The following is a 17,706-nucleotide window of genomic DNA, read 5'->3' on the forward strand; positions in this document are numbered from 1 at the left end:
GGCAGCCAGTTACCAGTTACTTAAAAGCAACAATACCCTTTATTTAAGGAATCAATCATTAAAAAATTTATCCACGATTCTCTGTGTAGCTTTACCATCCTCTATTCCACAATACTTCTCTCTAAATAAACCATATCTCTCTTTGTATTGCATGTTTATTTCATCAATATTGGTAATAGTATCGATAATCTCCTCAGTCGTTTTTAAAAATGGACCTGGTGCTTCCTTTTCAAAGTCCATATAGAATCCGCGGATGTTATCTCTGTAATCTTCCAAGTCATACGTGTAGTACAAAATCGGCCGGGCAGTATTAGCAAAATCGAACATTACGGAAGAATAATCCGTAATCAATATATCAGAAATCAGGTAAAGTTCCTGGATATCTGAATAATTGGATACATTTATCACGAAATCCTCGAATTCGCTCGGAATGCTCAGATTATTACTTATAACAACATGCATCCTTAACAACAGGATATATTCATCCCCTAGTTCTTCCTTCATTCTTTCCAAATCAAATTTCAGCTCGAAAATGAATTTATTATTTTTCGAAGTTTGATTATCCCGGAATGTAGGAGCATATAAGATGACTTTTTTTCCTTTTGGTATCTTCAGTTTTTCCATCACTGAGTCGGCAACCATTGAAGCATCTTCCTTGTAAAACAAATCATTTCTCGGATATCCCGTTTCCAATATTTCCCCTTCATATTTGAAAGCACTTCTGAAGGCTTTGGATGCGTATGGACTTGGTGATATTAAATAATCCCAAGTTCTCGTTGCACCATGCACCCGATTCAAGTACCCCTCGTCTCTTCCTTGAATATTATCGATATCAAACAGCATTTTTTTCAAAGGGGTTCCATGCCAAGTCTGAATATATGTCGTTTCCTTCCTTTTGCTTAAATAAGTAGGGAAGTTTTGATTATTTATCCAATAACCTGCTTTGGCTAAATAATAATAATATTCCGGGCTTAGGCGTTTGATCAGCTTCGTATTCTTTCCTTTTATAGGTAAATTACCATTATACACCCAAACTTTTTTATATTTATTATCCCTTTTGACCAGTTCTTCATAAATATATTTGGGGCTATCGGAGAATTGCTTCCCTATCCCACTTTCAAAAAGAATAAGGTTCCGGTCAACCGGTATGACCCTGGACATGATTTTATAAACTTTTTTCATGACAGGGAAATATTGTTCACTTTTCCTAAATCGATTCATAATGAGTTTTGATATCGGGTGGTTATATAATTTAATAAGTGAATTCTGATCTTTTTCTGCATGTTTAATCACTTCGAATATCCTTGAATTAGAATGGACATCCCGATATTTAATAAAACGGTTGGCCTTATCGATATACTTTTTCTTCATGACAAAATCAGTATTGGCGTATTCGGCTAATACACCTAACAATCCATCCAATTCATCAACGATTTCACCCGGAAGATCGTTATCCAAATCCAAATGTGACGGTCTTTTCCCTATGAAACGATCTCTATCAAATTGATAGTAAATAACCGGTTTATGCAGGAAACTAAAGTCGAAAGCAACACTTGAATAGTCCGTGATCATAATCGCACTTTCCTTAATTAACCTTTGGACATCCACTTCACCCTGACTAATCACCCGAACAGGGGCATCTTTAAAATAAGACGTGAATTTCTGCATATTAGGGTGAAGGCAAAAAATGATTTCAAACCCATTATTTTTAGATAACTCATGTAAAACCGGGTGATTCACCAAGTTCTGATACCTTTCGAAATACTCGCTTTCCAAAAATATTTCATCGGATGTAATCCAATCTCGCCATGTCGGAATGATCAGTAATTGCCGCTTTGTTAAAACATCATCCTTAAATAGTGAGTCGAACCTAGAAAGTCCGGTCGTGAATACTTCCTTCTCGTTGTATCCAAAATCCGTTACGATCATATCATTTTCGAAGTCTGAACTAACTAGAAAAACATCCGTACTAAAACCGGAGGATGCATTTTTGCCGTAGTTTGCAACCATGTTCTTAGTGCCCATTACACCATGTTGAAGAAATACTTTAACTCCCTTAACACGATTTTTAAATTCAGATGTTCTTAAAGGATATAAATAATCCGGATGATGTGATGAAATGATACGTGTCGATTCCATTGTCTTTTTAATATGATCCTTTGACTTGAAATAAAGGATATTTCCAAAGGGCTCGACGTTCTTGGCTTCCACGGAATTTTCTTCTATTACATAATACACTTCTTTTTCAGGGTGGTTTTCCCTCATATATTTAAAAAAGTGATATCCGGTATCTTGGGCTTTATAAGTTCTTTCACCAATTAGCCAAACATCCTTTTTCTTTTTAAATAGGGCCAGAAAACGCCTCCATCCCATCATCTTTTTTAAATATCGATAACTTTCCGTAGAGAAGTTAAACACTTCCAAAGATAAATTGGATGCTTTAAAGGTATAATATGGATTGATGATGGCCACTCCATTATTCGAGCTCACATCGGTCTTTTTTGTAAATAATTTAGTTCTCGTGGTTGGTCTTCCGACGCGTACCATTTTCGGCTCTTCCTGATCATGCAAATGTAATTTCATGTAAATATCATAGACATCATCTTCCAAGTCCACACTGACTAATTGTTCTAAATCCAATTTCAAATCATATATATAACGATTCAGTCCAAATTTCTTAATATTCATTTCCTTATTATGAATAAAAGATAGATTGGCCTGATATTCTTTGCCACTTTGTCTTCCTCTAACTAGGCCCTCACCTTTTATGATCACGGAATGCTTGGTGAAGATTTGACCATTAACCTGCATGGTCTTCGAATTGTTTTTGATTTTTTCAATTTGAGACTTAATCTGAATTTTAGGGGTTTTATTGATGCAAAGAGATATATTTCCTTTATTCGTTATCGAGAATATACTTTGTTTATCTTCATAGGTGAAAATACTTAAATTGTTCGTGTACGTCTCCTGAAAACGCCCTAGACGAATTGGAAATTCAATATGAACCTGTTCGTTCTCTTCTACATATTCAGCTTTATGTTCGATATTAAGTATTGTTTTCTTGCTCAGCTTTTCAATCGGAACGGCTACCTTTATATAACAGTCATAAACAGTCGGTTCATCATCTGCTAATTTCCTCATTAAATCTTTCATATCTACTTTAAAATCAAATTTAGACGAGCTCACTGATTCAGCTATTTTTATTTTTTGATCTTCATTTTCCCTAGAATGTAGCCATAGTTCTTTTGCGCAATAATGTTCTATTGAGAATTCTCCTTTAATCAATAGCATATTTTCTTCTTGCGCAATGGTCAGAACTTGTTTCAGCTTAATTTTAGGCGCTTTTTTTGCTTTCCCTTTTCCAAGAAGCTTTTTAATCATTTTAGACCACCTATAACAAATTATTTATTTAAATAAAAATGAATCATTCATTGTACTTTAAAATCATAAACTTTTTTTGGTTTTTCCTCAATATCATTAAACAGACAGGTAGATTTCCCGTATTTTCCCTTCAATTCCTCTTATGAACAAAAAAGAAAAAATCCAGGTGATTCATTGTCGTACTGAAACAAAAAAACCGCAAAAATCATTTGCATGTCCTTCCATGTTGCCAGAATGGAAAGGGAATAGCAAAAACATGTCTTTCAATTACAAAGAAGTCTTCTTACTATCAAAGTGAACGCTTTCAAAACAGGTCAACCGTTTATATTTTCCCCTCATTATGGATCCATAAAAGTTAAGCGATAGATTTATGGCCGATAGATACCATCCTCTGTCCTTTACCTTTCACTATTAGAAAACAGGGATTTATGAAGCCCCTCTAGTTGTTCTCTCTTAAACGTGGTAAAATTGTGAGTGGCTTTTCTGATTGCAGCAAGAATGATGAAATCTTTCTTCATTCATTAATGTGAGGGAAATTATTTTTAAATATCATTTAGTATAAATCCTTACATTAATTATAGACACTTTATTATGCCCTTTAGTGTCATACAAATTAGTCAACATTTAATTTTAACTTAAAAATTAATATTTACAAGAATCATCAATGTAAAAAATTGTGGTTTATTTGTAAAAAAATTGTGGTTTATTTGTAAAGCTATTAAGTTATAATTAGTTAGAGAATGCCATTGCCTAAATATATAGGAATACAACAAGCAGAATTAAAATGCTGGTTGCCTGTTTTATTGTTCCATTTCATATTCTAATAGACCAAATATATATTAATTTGATTGAATAACAGTTCAAGAGTCTTAAAGGAGGAATACAAATGAAAAAAGTAATCACTTACGGAACCTTTGATTTGCTTCATTGGGGTCATATCAATCTATTAAAACGTGCTAAAGATTTAGGGGATTATCTGATCGTTGCCATTTCTACGGATGAATTCAATGCTTTAAAAGATAAAAAAGCTTATCACAGCTTTGAAAACAGAAAAATGATCCTAGAATCAATTCGTTATGTGGATGAAGTCATACCTGAAGACAATTGGGAACAAAAGAAGGAAGACATCGTTCGTGAAGGTGTGGATATCTTTGTAATGGGTGATGACTGGAAAGGCCAATTCGATGAATTATCCGAAGTTTGTGAAGTGGTCTACCTTCCAAGGACAATCGGCATTTCGACTTCCCAAATTAAAGATGACCTTCTACAAGTTACTAATGGCTAAAGAATTCGCGATAGGGGTTTATCTTTTTTGTTTCAAAGTTTTATTCTCTATCTTTAAACTTTTCCCTTTATATGACAAAACGACCTTTGTCACATCATTCGGGGACAATTGCCAATATATCGCAGATGAAATGGACAAGCAGGACATTTCCGTTCAAAAAGTATTTTTAATGAAATCAAGCAGTTCTATACAAGTTAAGGACGATGGGGAAACCATCGTCCTTCCGTTTGAATCAAAAAATATCAGTGCCATGATCCGATCGATTTATCATCTGGCTACATCAAAATGGATTATCATCGATAATTATTTTGGCTTTCTTTCAGCCATTTCATTCAAAAAGCAAGTGACATGCGTGCAAGTGTGGCATGCGGCCGGTGCCGTAAAGCAATTCGGAGCAAAAGACCCTTCCATTAAAAACCGTTCAGCCGGTGCAAGGAAAAGATTTTTTGAGGTATATGATAAATTCGATTATGTTACGACAGGTTCAGAGAGAATGGCCGAGATTTATCAAGAAAGTTTCCAACTGCCGGCATCCCATATCCTAAGGACCGGGATACCTCGGACCGATTTCTTTTTTAATGATGAATCAAAAAGGACTGCCCGTAATGCTTTGCTGGCCAAGTATCCAGAACTTGAGCATAAGAAAATCATGTTATATGCCCCTACATTTCGTAATGACGGCTTGAACAACGGAAAGATTGCTCTTGATTTGGAATTGCTCTACAAGGAACTTAAGGGCGAAAATTATGCGTTATTACTAAAGCTGCATCCAGCTGTAAAAGCAGAGCATGATATACAAGATAAATTCCCGGGATTCATTTTCCCTGTCAATAGTGACTTTCACGTTAATCAACTGCTGATCAGTACGGATCTTTTAATAACCGATTACTCATCGATTCCATTTGAATTCTCTTTTTTGGGAAGACCCATGATATTCTTTGCATATGACTTAGAAAAGTATGTGCAGGAACGGGGATTCTGGGAGGATTACTCTTCTTCCATGCCCGGACCCGTGGTATCCACCACAGAAGAGCTCTTGAGGAAAATCCGTACCGCCGATCATTCATTAATGAAGATCGCTTCCTTTAACCAAAAATGGAATGAATACTCCACTGGAAAATCAAGCAGGAATTTAGTTGATTTCCTTTTTAAATAAAACCACCCACTTCGTAAAACAAAGTGGGTTTTCTATTTTTCCATAAACACTGAGCGAGAATACACCTCCCAAAAAAGATATATATTTACAGAAAATGACAAAGAGAAAGGCGAAACTCCAAAATGTGAAAAAAGACTCACAATATAGAAAATATTGTAGATTGCAATACTCAAGCGCCACCAATATAAACCAGTAAAATACTACTATTTTCCCCTTGTAACAAAAATGTAATATGTTTAAAACCATTTATTTTGTTAGAATAGGGAAAAAGACATATTTGAGGTGGAAAACCGTGAAAAAAAGTGTTGTCGCATTTTCGACATTAGCCATTTTATCTTCGACTTTTGTTTCTCCTGCCCTTGCCGGTACATATACAGTCAAAAGCGGTGATAACCTAAGTAAAATCGCCCAGAAGCATAATACGACGGTAAAAGACTTAAAACAGCTTAATAACTTAAAATCAGACTTCTTGAGAATCAATCAAAATTAATTACACCCAACTCCAAAACAACATCAAATGCTTCTTCAGTTTCCGTGAAAACAACAAAGAAAACCACATATACCATTGTTTCAGGTGATACCTTAACCAGGATAGCAAACAAGCATAACCTTACACTTGCTGAATTGATGAAAATGAATAACTTAAAATCCGATAGAATTTATGCAGGCGCCAAACTTATCGTATCCAAATCAACCACCACCACTACCATTGATTTACCCGGCAGCTCCAAACCATCCAGTGGTACACAGACCCCAGCCAATTCGTCTACATACATTGTGGTAAAAGGTGATACTCTTTCCAAGATTTCCAGAAAAACAAACATGACCGTAGCCCAGCTTAAATCAATCAACTCGTTAAAGTCCGATTTAATCAGAGTGGGGCAAAAACTGAAATTAAGTAAATCGGCAAGCACTGCCCCTGCAGATAATAACGATGGTGGAAAAGTGGAAGCCCCAAGTTCAGGAAACAAAGTGGCCAAGCTCGTTTCCGAAGCAAAGAAATTGATCGGCACACCTTATTCGTGGGCGGGTTCCTCCCCATCAGGATTCGATTGCAGCGGATTCATCTACTATACGTTCAAGAAGGCTGGGTATGATGTTCCAAGGCTTTCATCATCCACTTATTATGATATGGGCAAAAAAGTTACTTCACCGAAAAGCGGCGATCTTATCTTCTTTGCAACGGGTTCCAATAAATCAGTCATAAGCCATATGGGAATTTACTTGGGCGGCGGGGAATTCATTCATGCCTCATCAAGTAAGGGAGTAACGATCAGTACCACTTCAAACTCTTATTTCAAAAGTAAAATCATCGGTTATAGAAGTTTATAAGATTTACTTGCCAGACTTTCTCTTAAAGTCTGGCAAATTTATGGAAATAATCATAACTTCTTTAACTCTGCTATACAATTTTGGAAAACAATTGAATGCTGTGCAAACGAAGGAATTCAGAATCCTTCGTTTTTTTGAATGAAAAAAGGTAAATATGCACTCTACCTACAAAAAGAAACTATTCTATTTTTGACAAAAAAAAGGTATAGTTAAAAATACCGACTAGGTACTTTTTCACACCTTCCATTTTGTGGGATGGTTAAGGGAGGAATATTAAATGAGATCCGAACATAAAAAAAAGAAAAAGAAACGCAAAACGTTTAAAATAATCGGCTTCACCCTTCTTATCCTTATCATTGGCGCAGGTGTTTATGGCGCTTCAGTATATCAATCATTAGCCGGTGCGATCAGCACTATGCAGGGCACAGCCCATAAAACGGATAAACGTGTAGAGGACATCAAGTTCAAAAGCCAAGATCCATTTTCATTACTGATTCTTGGTGTGGATGAAAGAAAAAATGACTCAGGTCGATCAGATACGATGATTGTCATGACCGTTAATCCTAAAAAGGAATCGATTGAGTTATTGAGTTTACCGAGAGATACGCGTACAGAGATCGTCGGTAAAGGTATAAATGATAAAATGAACCATGCCTATGCATATGGCGGAGTGGCCATGTCGATAAATACAGTGGAATCCTATTTGGATATCCCGATTGACTATTACGTCAAAATGAATATGGAAGGCTTTCAGGATATTGTGAATGCCGTTGGTGGTGTCACAGTCGATAATGATATGGACCTTGCCTATAAAGGATATACCTTCAACAAAGGTACAATCGACTTAAATGGTAAAGAGGCCTTGATTTATTCCCGAATCCGTAAAGAAGATCCCCGCGGGGATTATGGACGGCAAATGCGGCAACGCCAAGTTATCCAAGCTGTCATGAAAAAAGGGGCAAGCCTATCAACACTTACCAATTATGACGATATATTCGAAGCTTTAGGTAAAAACGTGGAAACCAATTTAAGTTTCAATCAAATGTTGAGCATTCAAAATAACTACAAATCATCCCTCAAAAATATTGAACAATATACACTTGAAGGTGACAATCAACGGGTAGATGGCGTTTGGTACAACATCGTTCCAGAAGATACAAAGCTTGAAGCCCAAAATCGTGTTAAAGCACATTTGGGATTATAATGGAAGGAGGATGACTTTTATCGGTCATCCTCTTTTTTTACTTCTTTCTCAATTTTTTTAAAGTAATCGGAACGTATCACCTGATCACTCAGATCAATCTCCTTTTGATCTTTTGGTGAAAATCCTTCGACCTTGCCTTCCCCATTTATTTTCATTTGAGAACCATAATCCCCTTTTAATATCAAGGCATCACCTTCTTCGCCATCCAGCATGCTCTCTCCAAAGTATGAAGAACTCTTTATATTGAACAGATCATATAGAGTGGGCAGAATATCGATTTGGCCCGCCACCTTATCTATCGATCTCCCTTCCATATCCTCCTGATAAATGATCACGGGAATGGGCATATATTTTTCAATCCACTCTTCATCGCTGATTTTACTACCGTAATACGCTTCAACCTCGTGTTTATCTTTTAAGAATAGCCCATCATGATCTCCGTAAATGACAATTACGCTGTCTTTCAATTTCCCGTCATCCTTCAACTTCTTCACGAAATCCCCGATAGCTGAATCTGTATAATGAATGGCTTCGAAATATTTAGTCAGATAACTATTTTCTTTTCCAACTTCAGGCTTCATTGTTATCTGTTCCTTCGGCAGCGAAAAAGGTACATGGCTGGTCAAAGTAACGAAAAAAGCGTAATAGGGGTTTTGTTTATCTTTTAAGAAATCATAGCTTTGATTAAAGAAACTGCGGTCTCCCAAGCCCATCGAAATCATCTCATCCTGCTTCATATCCTCTATGGAAAGATAGTCATCAAAACCTAGCGAGGGATATGCATGCTGCCTATTCCAAAAGTCTTCTTCATCTCCGTGGAAAGCAAAACTTTGATAATCCGACTTCTTTAATTCCTTGGCAAGACCAGGAAAATCATTATAAGGGAACCGAAAAAAGGTCGCACCTTGCTTTAAAGGAAATAGTCCGGTATTCACGATAAGCTCTCCATCAGATGAATTTCCAAATACCGTCTGCGGATATACATGCGGGAAATACAATCCCCCTTTCGCCAGTTCATTCATGAATGGCGTGACCTCCTGCCCGGCACTGGTTTGAAAGAGCGGAAACGCCTGTAAAGATTCCACCTGGATGATAATGAGATTCTTCCCCTCCAAGGATCCTGAAAGGGCATTTTCCTTTCTTTTCTTTTTATTGAAGTAATCAGAAACGGCCTTCTTTTCTTCCGAAGACATTTCATCCCTTCCCGAGTCAGTAAAATAGGCATACGCATCCAATGCGTGATGACCGATAGGACCCCAGTTTCGCAAAAAGGTATTTGCCTCATAACGACGGGTTATATCGACTTTGTCGATAAAGATATTCTTGACCGGTTTTAATCCTGCTATCATCAGGAATATTACGGCCGGCACAAGGGCCATATGCTTGAGGGGGTATTTTTTCTTCACAAAAGATTCAGCAATTGGAATGCCTGCCAGAAGAAAGATTGCATCCTTGATTTCCATCATACTGAATATACTTTCACCAAGCCCATTCAGATTGCTTTTTTGCATCCACATATAGGATGTTATAGGTGTCGAATAATAACGATAAAACCAGATGTCCCCAAGGAAAAAGACCATGATCGAAAGAAGGAAAACTGAAAAAATGATGCCCTTTATGATTCGATTCGATATCCATTCCTTCAGATAAACAATAAAACCCGCAACACCGATGATTATCGTAATGATCCCAATAGAAGGATCGTTACCCATCCTATTATTCGTATAAATGAAAAGTATGGCCACGATTGAGAATGACAATAACTCAAATAGCCTCTCCTTCAAGCGTTGATTACAGTTATTCTTCATGCTCCTGCCACTTTCCTCATCATTATTTCCAAGCCTTGGTTAGGCTAGATTGCGGAAGATTACTTATAAATATTACTTAGCGTTGCCATTTATGAGAAATTGCACACAGAAAATGGCATAAATATTTGGTGCTACTGACTTCCCTTATAAACAAAAAACCTTCATCACTAAAAGGATGAGGGCTTTGCTTTGGCACTCCGGCAAAAAGCTGCCGATTGCCGCTAGACTCATGCAGTTGTTTTTCTACTTTCTCTTCCATTCAAAAGCAATCTTCCAACCTTCATCAGGAATCGATTCCGCCAACATATCCCCTTCCTCGAACAAGAAACGCCATGGCATGCATGAAAGTGCTGGAAGCTCACCAAGCTCTAAAAGATCGAATGTCTTTTTTGCGAGGAATTTTCCATCTCCATCAACTAACAGTAAATCCACGATATCAAAACTGACAGCTTTCTCTATTGAACTTCGCAGAAAAGCCTCTATGATGACATCATCTTCCACCCTAATCAGCTTGATGCCGGATATTGAAATTTGGTTCGGTTTTAATGCAGGCAGCCTTTGATGGTGGAATTTATATACATATTCCTCTTGCTTGGAAATATCCCATCCCCTGTGAAACATCAGGACAGTATGAACGGTGTCATCATGATTTGCTAACTTAGGTACATCTGAAGCTGCATTATCCCTTTTTCCAAATAAACTCATCGTTCCTCCCCCTCCAAAGAAGCTGCATCTTGCTGATTGCTTTTCATATATTCCATAAAACGGATGCTTATCTCCGCCTCAATTTTACTTAATAGAAGGTTGAATTGACTGAGAGCTGCTTTTTCAAACAACGCATATGGGTCCTGCTGACCATATTCACTTAAACCAATGCCTTCCTTCAAACTGTTCATTTCATCTAAATGGTTCATCCAATTTGTATCGATGTGCTGCAGCATGAAAGCGCGCAACTGGTTTCCCCATTCTGCATCGTCTTGAAAGATCACCAGTCTCGATTCCCATTCAGCTAAAGCCTCCAACACCCTTCCTTCAATTTGGCCTTCTATATCCTTCAAATCACTTTCCTGCCAACCTAACGACAGCAAAACAAAGGTTAGCTCTTCAATTAAGGCAGAGGAGTCAGGCTCCGCTATATGTTCACGGTCATATTTCACTGTGAGGCGAGTAATGTATTTTACGATGTAGTCAAGTAAAATGGCCGACATCCGTTCAGGCTCCATATCAAGAACCCGATCTCTCATTGCATAGATGATTTTACTCTGCTCATTTAATGCATGTTCCAACTTCAATAAGTGATATCGGCTTGATTGATGCATCTGCTCTACCGTTTCCTGAACCATTTTAACGAATTTATCGGGTGCAGGGCCCAGCACCAACCCATTTTCATCCGTTTTGATTTTCTTGATATAACGTCCCATTTCTTCTTCATCATAGTAATTAAACAAATCATCTTCCAAAGAAATGATGAATTGTGTTGAACCAGGATCACCCTGCCGCCCGGAACGTCCTCTTAACTGCATATCGATCCGACGGCTTTCGTGTCGCTCCGTCCCGATAATATGAAGGCCGCCCAATTCCTTTACATCATTCCCAAGTAATATATCCGTTCCTCTCCCAGCCATGTTCGTAGCCAGCATCACTTGTTTTTTTTGCCCGGCCTTCGCAATGATCTCCGCTTCATCCTCTTCCGTCTTTGCATTAAGGATTTGATATTTAATTTTTCGATTATCCAGTTGAACCGAAATTTTTTCAGATTGCTCAATGGAGGTCGTCCCGATCAGGATAGGTCTGCCGCCATCATGGATCCTTTTTACTTCCGTGACGATTTTGTTGATTTTGCTTGTTTCATCTTTATAAAGCAAATCAACCTCATCCACTCGAATAATAGGTTCATTAGTTGGAATTTCAATGACGGGGAGCTGATATATTTCCTGGAATTCAGACTTTGATGGCATGGCACTCCCTGTCATCCCAGACATTGAATGATATAATCGAAAATAATTTTGAACGGAAATCATAGCCTGTGTTTCATTCTCTTCGGAAATCTCCAATCCCTCTTTTGCCTCAATGGCTTGATGTAGCCCGTCACTGAAGCTTCGCCCTTCCATCACCCTGCCTGTGAATTTATCGATGATTGCAATCTTTCCATCGAAAACAATGTAGTCCACATCCAATTTCATGATTGCCCGCGCTTTCAGCGCCTGTGTAACATTATGTAATAACTCTTGATGCTCCATTCCATACAGATTGTCGATGCCAAAGGCCTCTTCAATCTTGGAAGCACCTTGATCCGTGAAAAAGGCGGACCTTGACTCGATGGAAATCTCGTAATCATCCTTTTCTATAAATGTCTTCATGATTTGCGCCGTGATCTGGTGAAGCTCGGTTCCGTCGTTTGCCCTGCCCGCAATGATTAATGGTGTCCTCGCTTCATCAATCAAGATGCTGTCAACCTCATCGACAATGGCAAATCGGTGTCCTCTTTGAACCTTGTCTTCCCTTCGATAAACCAGATTATCACGCAAATAATCAAAACCGAACTCTGTTGCCGTCCCATACGTGATATCTGCCGCATATGCTTCACGTTTCGCAGAAGGTCCCATTTGGGAAATGTTCAAACCGACCGTCAAACCTAGAAATTCATGAATTTGTCCCATTAACTCTTTATCACGTTTGGCCAAATATTCATTGGCCGTAATAATATGCACACCGTTACCGAACAGTGCATGTAAATAGCTAGGCAATGTAGAGACAAGCGTCTTCCCCTCGCCCGTATTCATTTGGGCAATGCCCCCTTCACTCAGGACAAAACCGCCTGCAAGCTGAACATCATGGTGTTTAAGATTCAATACTCGCTTGGAAGCCTCCCTCACGACCGCAAAAGCTTCGGCTTGTATATCCAAAATATTATCACCAGCATCCAAAATGCTTTTAAATCTATTCTTCATTCCGCTTAATTCCAGATCTGAATATTTTTCATATTTACCCTCTAGCCGATTCACTTCTTCAACCAACTTATAAATTCTCTTCAAGTCTTTAGAACCTTCTTTGAAGAACTTTTTCATACTGGATAGCATAGGGTTTTCTCTCCTATTATTTCAATTGACCTTTAGTGAAATTATATCAGTTATGTATTTACTGTTTATAAATTATCGCCTTCATATTGTAATTATATAGAAATTCTTTAATTTTTTGAAAGACAAATTATACAAAAATCGACTCGATGCCGCTAACCATGCTAAAAAGATTAGTTCCATCCTGAATATCAGGGAGGGGTTTTTTTATCGATTTAAACAAATAATAGGAAGACTTTCACCCAATGGAGGATTTCAGATGAATAAGACATCTAGATATAAACTCGTACAGCCGCACCGCTTTGGATTATTCGTTCTTATAATTTTCTTTATTAGCATGAGCTCCCCTATTCAAGCAGAAACAAGAAACACCCCCAAGAATGTCATATTGCTGATTGGCGACGGCATGGGGCTAGGGGCAATAGAAATTGCCCGGCAATTGGAATATGGAAAGACAGGTGTACTACATTTGGAAAAACTGGAGCATGTCGCCCTGATGCGCACCTATTCCGCCAATAATTACGTCACTGACTCGGCAGCAGGAGGGTCGGCGATTGCCACTGGTATAAAAACCAACAATGAATCAATCGGTGTCGATGCCAATGGTTCCGAGGTGGATAGTGTATTGGATGCCTTTCAGAACAATGGCAAAAAAGTCGGGATCATCTCAACCAATATGGTAGTCGATGCCACACCCGCTGCCTTTGGTGCAAGTGTGCCTAACCGCTGGACAGGTGGCGCAAATATCGCGAGGCAGCTCTTTGATAACAGGATTGACGTCATTCTCGGAGGTGGTGCCAGCTATTTCGAGGCGGATAAGCAGAATGGCGAGGATTTAATCGCCAAATTTAAACAAGCTGGCTATGGGATTACGACGACTAAAGAAGAACTTAGTTCCATTAATAATCCGGCAAAACTTTTAGGATTATTTCACCCTACCTATATGAATTTTAAACTGGATAAAGAAGTATTACATTCCCAAGAGCCATCCCTCCCCGAAATGACATCCAAAGCGTTGGATATTTTATCCCGGGGTGATAAGGGATTCTTCTTGATGGCCGAAGGTGCGCGTATTGACCATATGGAGCATGCAGCCGACATCACTGGAATATGGAAAGAAACCATCGAATTTGACCAAACCGTAAAAGAGGTTGTAGATTGGGCAAAAAATCGAAATGATACGTTGATCGTTGTACTTGCAGACCACGAAACAATGGGGACCTCCGCTTCTGAAACAATGGATATCAAGGCATTGAAAAAAATCAGGGTTTCATCTGAATATATGTCCAAACAGCTTACATTCGATAAAAATAATGAAATCAATCCAGAAAGTGTCGTTTCCACATTCAAGAAGTATGCACATATATCCCTTACGGATCAAGAAGTCGATCAATTCATCAATAACGTAAGAATGAATAAAACGCTTGTCTATCCAAAGCATCAAATCGATTGGGAAATCGGTAGCACCATCGCCAGGCACCATAAGGCGGGCGTAGCTGATCGAAGCATACGGGCAGCCAGTTCCACAGGAGGACATACAGCCAATATGATTCCCGTTTTCGCCTCGGGTCCAGGCAGTGAAGCCTTTGATGGAGTCATTGAAAATACCGATATCTCAAAAATCATCACAAAAGCCGCCGGCGTTCCGTTCACACCCGGTCAGCATAGAACAAAAGAGGAATGAATGCATTCATTCCTCTTTTAAGATTCTCATTTTTTGATTAAGGTCCGTTAACTCAAGTTATGGCGAAGTTTGCGGGTATTACTCGTGAATTTGCAGCATTTACTCGTGAGTTTCCGCCTTTTACTCGTGAATTTGCAACATTTACTCGTGAGTTTTCGCCTTTTACTCGTGAATTATTGCATTTTACTCGCGAGTTTGCAGCATTTACTCGTGAATCCGCATTTTACTCGTGAATTTGGTGTGTATACTCGTGAGTTTCCGCCTTTTACTCGTGAATTAATGCATTTTACTCGCGAGTTTGCAGCATTTACTCGTGAATCCATACTTTACTCGTGAATTTGGTGCGTATACTCGTGAGTTTCCGCCTTTTACTCGTGAATTAATGCATTTTACTCGTGAGTTTGGGGCATTTACTCGTGAGTTTGATGAAGAGTCTTGATGCCATAATAAAATAGAGCAAAAAAAGACGCCATGATTGACGTCCTGCCCATTCATTTTTTTATATGTTTTTTTAATACATACCCAATTTGGTTTCCCTTTTTCACTTTGTACCACTCATCTTGTTGAGCCAGGATCGTTACAGATTGGTCCCTGTATAGATTCCCAACCGTTTCAGAAGATGCATTTCTATTTTCTTTAATATATAATTCGCTTGCTGTCACTATTCCCGTCGTCTTCCTAATCGAGATTTTCGTTGAAATGGTTTTCTGATTGTCACTCTTATCCTTAGCTGAGATTGTCACCGTAAATATGCCGCTGGACATATTTTTGAAATCCCATGTTGCGGATTGCCTGCCTTTACTGAACGGCCTTTCAGAAAGGATACCGACAACCTTCCCTTTACTGTTCTTAATTTCCACTGTTACATTAGCGTTTTCATTAATTATATATGTTATGTTCGCTTGCTCGGTACTATAGTCGCCCGTTGTTTTGACTTCGGTGATTTTCGGTGCCGACGTATCTTTACTGATCTTAATCGGCATTGTTGCCAAACCTTCATTCCCGTTGCGGTCCATTGCTGATATTTCTGCTTCATATGTACCGTTACTCACCGCTGTTGTGTTCCAGATTGCTGAATGGGTACCCTTTTTCATTGTTTGGTCACGGACTGGGGTAACAATAGATTTCCCTTTACCATCTTTAATCGTAAGTGTTACCACAGTATCTTCTTTTAGGGAGTATGTGATTCCAACCTCATCATTGACATGATCCGTTTGCGCTTTCATGCTTACTGAATTCGGTTCTGCCTTAGCGACAAGATCCGTTTTAGATCCAGCGCCTGGTCCATATTCCCTTTCTATAGTTGTGTCGGGATAATAAAATCCCAAAATATCCAGATAAGATTGTCCTGCTTCCGCTCTGTTTTTCGCCCCAAACTGACTTAGCCCGACACCATGCCCATATCCTGATCCTTTAATAGAAATTTTGGGGTGATCGGAGGATGAATGGTCAACCAGATAGCTTTTCATCACCTCTTGCCCCACCATGCCCCTGATTTTGGAAGCTGATACATTAGTAAGCTTAACCGTTTGCGGTAATAGCTTTCCCCCGTCATCAACGAGATCCCTTACATAGAAATTCAATTGGATGGAGCCTTTCGTTACACGGCCTCCCGTTTTCTCATCTGAAAATGTTAACAAGGGAATCTCCGTTATTTTAATATCTTTCTGCGCATATCCATTATTCTTCAGCCAAGCCTTAAGCTTCGGCACAACCGTTTTATCTTTTTCCTCTACACTTGTCCACCATTCTTCCGGTTTAGATAAGTCCATTTTTGAAAGGTCGATTTGCTGCTTGTCCAGCGTTATCTCCCAACTGGTTTTCGGATCATAGAAATCTTCTTTTATAGATAAATATGCAAGGGGGTTGCCACTTGACCAAACATTTGAATTCGATTCGGTCATTCCTCCATTGCTTGAGGAAAAGAACGCTTCGATTATTTCGCCATCATGCTTGATTACCATGCCCTTCGTCTGCTCAATGGCTGAATTAGTTCGATAGTGACCGGCAGCCCCGCCATATACTTGGTAAGAAACCGTATCGTCAATTATTGTGGATTGATGGCGAAGTGCATAGGTCCGGGCGGCAATCGCTTGTGCTTTTAAGGCTTCGGCATGCCAAAGTGCAGGCATCTCCAGCGGGACGACGCCCTTTAGATAATCTTCCATATAAACAGTATTGATCGGCCGGATGTAACCGTCCTCCGCTTTAAATGAAAATGAGCCTTGATACGGACGGCCGTTTATGGATAATGAAGAATCAGGTTTAACTGGTATTACCTTAAAAGAAGCATAAGATCCCTTTTTCTTAGATCCTTTGTATACGGCAAGTTTAGCCGACTCCACTTTCAAAGTCAGATTTTCCCCTGCCTTTATGAATATCTCTCCCCCTGATGTACGGTAGTCACCAGTTGCCGTTATTTCTGCGCTGGTTCTATTGCCCAAATAATTCTTCAGTTTCACTTCCATGGTTGAATTTTCTTCTGCTGCCGTCGCTTCATGAGAAGGAAATGCAAAAAAAGTGATAAAGAAAGCGATAAACAAATACTTTAATCTTTTCATTCCTTTTCATCCTCATTCCCATTCTATTCATCTTTCAAGGATTTTTGAATTAATCCTATTCAATCCATCGGCATGTGGTAACATAACGGCCTGGATGATGTCACTCTGTAAACATCATGATTTCAGGACGTCCCTAGTATACTAGCAAGTTATTGAACTCCCTTTTTACATTCTGTATGCACGACCCATTCTCCTTCAAATCCAGCTTCATTGCCGCC

Annotated in this window: 13 protein-coding genes; 7 read left to right on the forward strand and 6 right to left on the reverse strand. The window is 38.8% G+C overall.

Annotated features, from left to right (window positions below):
• Positions 1-51: 51 nt before the first annotated feature.
• The gene (locus MKX49_RS24500) at positions 52-3,381 is read right to left on the reverse strand and encodes a CDP-glycerol glycerophosphotransferase family protein (protein ID WP_340878115.1); all 3,330 of its coding nucleotides are present in this window, start codon (positions 3,379-3,381) and stop codon (positions 52-54) included.
• Positions 3,382-4,267: 886 nt separating this feature from the next.
• Between MKX49_RS24500 and tagD the strand changes: the two genes are divergently transcribed.
• The 5 genes from tagD to MKX49_RS24530 all read left to right on the forward strand — a co-directional run bounded on the left by tagD (position 4,268) and on the right by MKX49_RS24530 (position 8,358).
• On the forward strand, positions 4,268-4,666 hold the full coding sequence (tagD, locus tag MKX49_RS24505; protein WP_034315711.1) for a glycerol-3-phosphate cytidylyltransferase: 399 nt from the start codon (positions 4,268-4,270) through the stop codon (positions 4,664-4,666).
• Positions 4,659-5,822, forward strand: coding sequence for a CDP-glycerol glycerophosphotransferase family protein (locus MKX49_RS24510; RefSeq protein WP_340878116.1), 1,164 nt, complete (start codon positions 4,659-4,661; stop codon positions 5,820-5,822). The genes tagD and MKX49_RS24510 overlap by 8 nt, the downstream gene beginning before the upstream one ends.
• Positions 5,823-6,114: 292 nt before the next feature.
• Entirely contained in the window at positions 6,115-6,312 is a 198-nt protein-coding gene (locus tag MKX49_RS24515) for a LysM peptidoglycan-binding domain-containing protein (protein ID WP_340878117.1), read from the forward strand.
• Positions 6,313-6,455: 143 nt separating this feature from the next.
• The gene (locus MKX49_RS24525; RefSeq protein WP_340878613.1) at positions 6,456-7,154 is read left to right on the forward strand and encodes a C40 family peptidase; all 699 of its coding nucleotides are present in this window, start codon (positions 6,456-6,458) and stop codon (positions 7,152-7,154) included.
• A 277-nt stretch (positions 7,155-7,431) separates the two neighbouring features.
• A complete protein-coding gene (locus MKX49_RS24530) occupies positions 7,432-8,358 on the forward strand; it encodes an LCP family glycopolymer transferase (protein WP_340878119.1) in 927 nt (308 codons plus the stop codon).
• Between the two features lie 17 nt (positions 8,359-8,375).
• Here MKX49_RS24530 and MKX49_RS24535 read toward each other — a convergent pair whose 3' ends face one another.
• The 4 genes from MKX49_RS24535 to secA form a co-directional block, all read right to left on the reverse strand.
• On the reverse strand, positions 8,376-10,166 hold the full coding sequence (locus MKX49_RS24535) for an LTA synthase family protein (protein ID WP_340878120.1): 1,791 nt from the start codon (positions 10,164-10,166) through the stop codon (positions 8,376-8,378).
• 76 nt (positions 10,167-10,242) lie between these two features.
• Positions 10,243-10,425 carry a hypothetical protein gene (locus tag MKX49_RS24540; RefSeq protein WP_142398479.1) on the reverse strand — a complete coding sequence of 61 codons (183 nt, stop codon included), beginning with the start codon at positions 10,423-10,425 and terminating at the stop codon, positions 10,243-10,245.
• Positions 10,410-10,871 carry an SLAP domain-containing protein gene (locus tag MKX49_RS24545; RefSeq protein WP_340878121.1) on the reverse strand — a complete coding sequence of 154 codons (462 nt, stop codon included), beginning with the start codon at positions 10,869-10,871 and terminating at the stop codon, positions 10,410-10,412. Before MKX49_RS24545 ends, MKX49_RS24540 begins: the two co-directional genes overlap by 16 nt.
• Complete coding sequence (gene secA, locus MKX49_RS24550; protein ID WP_340878122.1) at positions 10,868-13,246, reverse strand: preprotein translocase subunit SecA; 2,379 nt, start codon at positions 13,244-13,246, stop codon at positions 10,868-10,870. The genes MKX49_RS24545 and secA overlap by 4 nt, the downstream gene beginning before the upstream one ends.
• 256 nt (positions 13,247-13,502) lie before the next feature.
• Between secA and MKX49_RS24555 the strand changes: the two genes are divergently transcribed.
• A complete protein-coding gene (locus MKX49_RS24555; RefSeq protein ID WP_340878123.1) occupies positions 13,503-14,927 on the forward strand; it encodes an alkaline phosphatase in 1,425 nt (474 codons plus the stop codon).
• Between the two features lie 84 nt (positions 14,928-15,011).
• Positions 15,012-15,263, forward strand: a complete 252-nt coding sequence (locus MKX49_RS24560) for a hypothetical protein (RefSeq protein WP_340878124.1) — start codon at positions 15,012-15,014, stop codon at positions 15,261-15,263.
• A gap of 155 nt (positions 15,264-15,418) precedes the next feature.
• Here the strand turns inward: MKX49_RS24560 and MKX49_RS24565 are convergent, their stop codons facing one another.
• Positions 15,419-17,488, reverse strand: a complete 2,070-nt coding sequence (locus MKX49_RS24565) for a SpoIID/LytB domain-containing protein (protein WP_340878125.1) — start codon at positions 17,486-17,488, stop codon at positions 15,419-15,421.
• Between the last annotated feature and the right edge of the window lie 218 nt (positions 17,489-17,706).

The organism is Peribacillus sp. FSL M8-0224, assembly GCF_038003055.1.
GTDB lineage: Bacteria > Bacillota > Bacilli > Bacillales > DSM-1321 > Peribacillus > Peribacillus frigoritolerans.

Excerpts from the sequence above, each read along its gene's own strand:
- MKX49_RS24510 (WP_340878116.1), top strand. The coding sequence starts at position 4,659 with ATGGCTAAAGAATTCGCGATAGGGGTTTATCTTTTTTGTTTCAAAGTT.
- secA (WP_340878122.1), bottom strand. The coding sequence starts at position 13,246 with ATGCTATCCAGTATGAAAAAGTTCTTCAAAGAAGGTTCTAAAGACTTG.
- MKX49_RS24540 (WP_142398479.1), bottom strand. The coding sequence starts at position 10,425 with ATGGAAGAGAAAGTAGAAAAACAACTGCATGAGTCTAGCGGCAATCGG.
- MKX49_RS24535 (WP_340878120.1), bottom strand. The coding sequence starts at position 10,166 with ATGAAGAATAACTGTAATCAACGCTTGAAGGAGAGGCTATTTGAGTTA.
- MKX49_RS24525 (WP_340878613.1), top strand. The coding sequence starts at position 6,456 with ATGAATAACTTAAAATCCGATAGAATTTATGCAGGCGCCAAACTTATC.
- MKX49_RS24555 (WP_340878123.1), top strand. The coding sequence starts at position 13,503 with ATGAATAAGACATCTAGATATAAACTCGTACAGCCGCACCGCTTTGGA.
- MKX49_RS24545 (WP_340878121.1), bottom strand. The coding sequence starts at position 10,871 with ATGAGTTTATTTGGAAAAAGGGATAATGCAGCTTCAGATGTACCTAAG.
- MKX49_RS24500 (WP_340878115.1), bottom strand. The coding sequence starts at position 3,381 with ATGATTAAAAAGCTTCTTGGAAAAGGGAAAGCAAAAAAAGCGCCTAAA.
- MKX49_RS24565 (WP_340878125.1), bottom strand. The coding sequence starts at position 17,488 with ATGAAAAGATTAAAGTATTTGTTTATCGCTTTCTTTATCACTTTTTTT.
- MKX49_RS24530 (WP_340878119.1), top strand. The coding sequence starts at position 7,432 with ATGAGATCCGAACATAAAAAAAAGAAAAAGAAACGCAAAACGTTTAAA.
- tagD (WP_034315711.1), top strand. The coding sequence starts at position 4,268 with ATGAAAAAAGTAATCACTTACGGAACCTTTGATTTGCTTCATTGGGGT.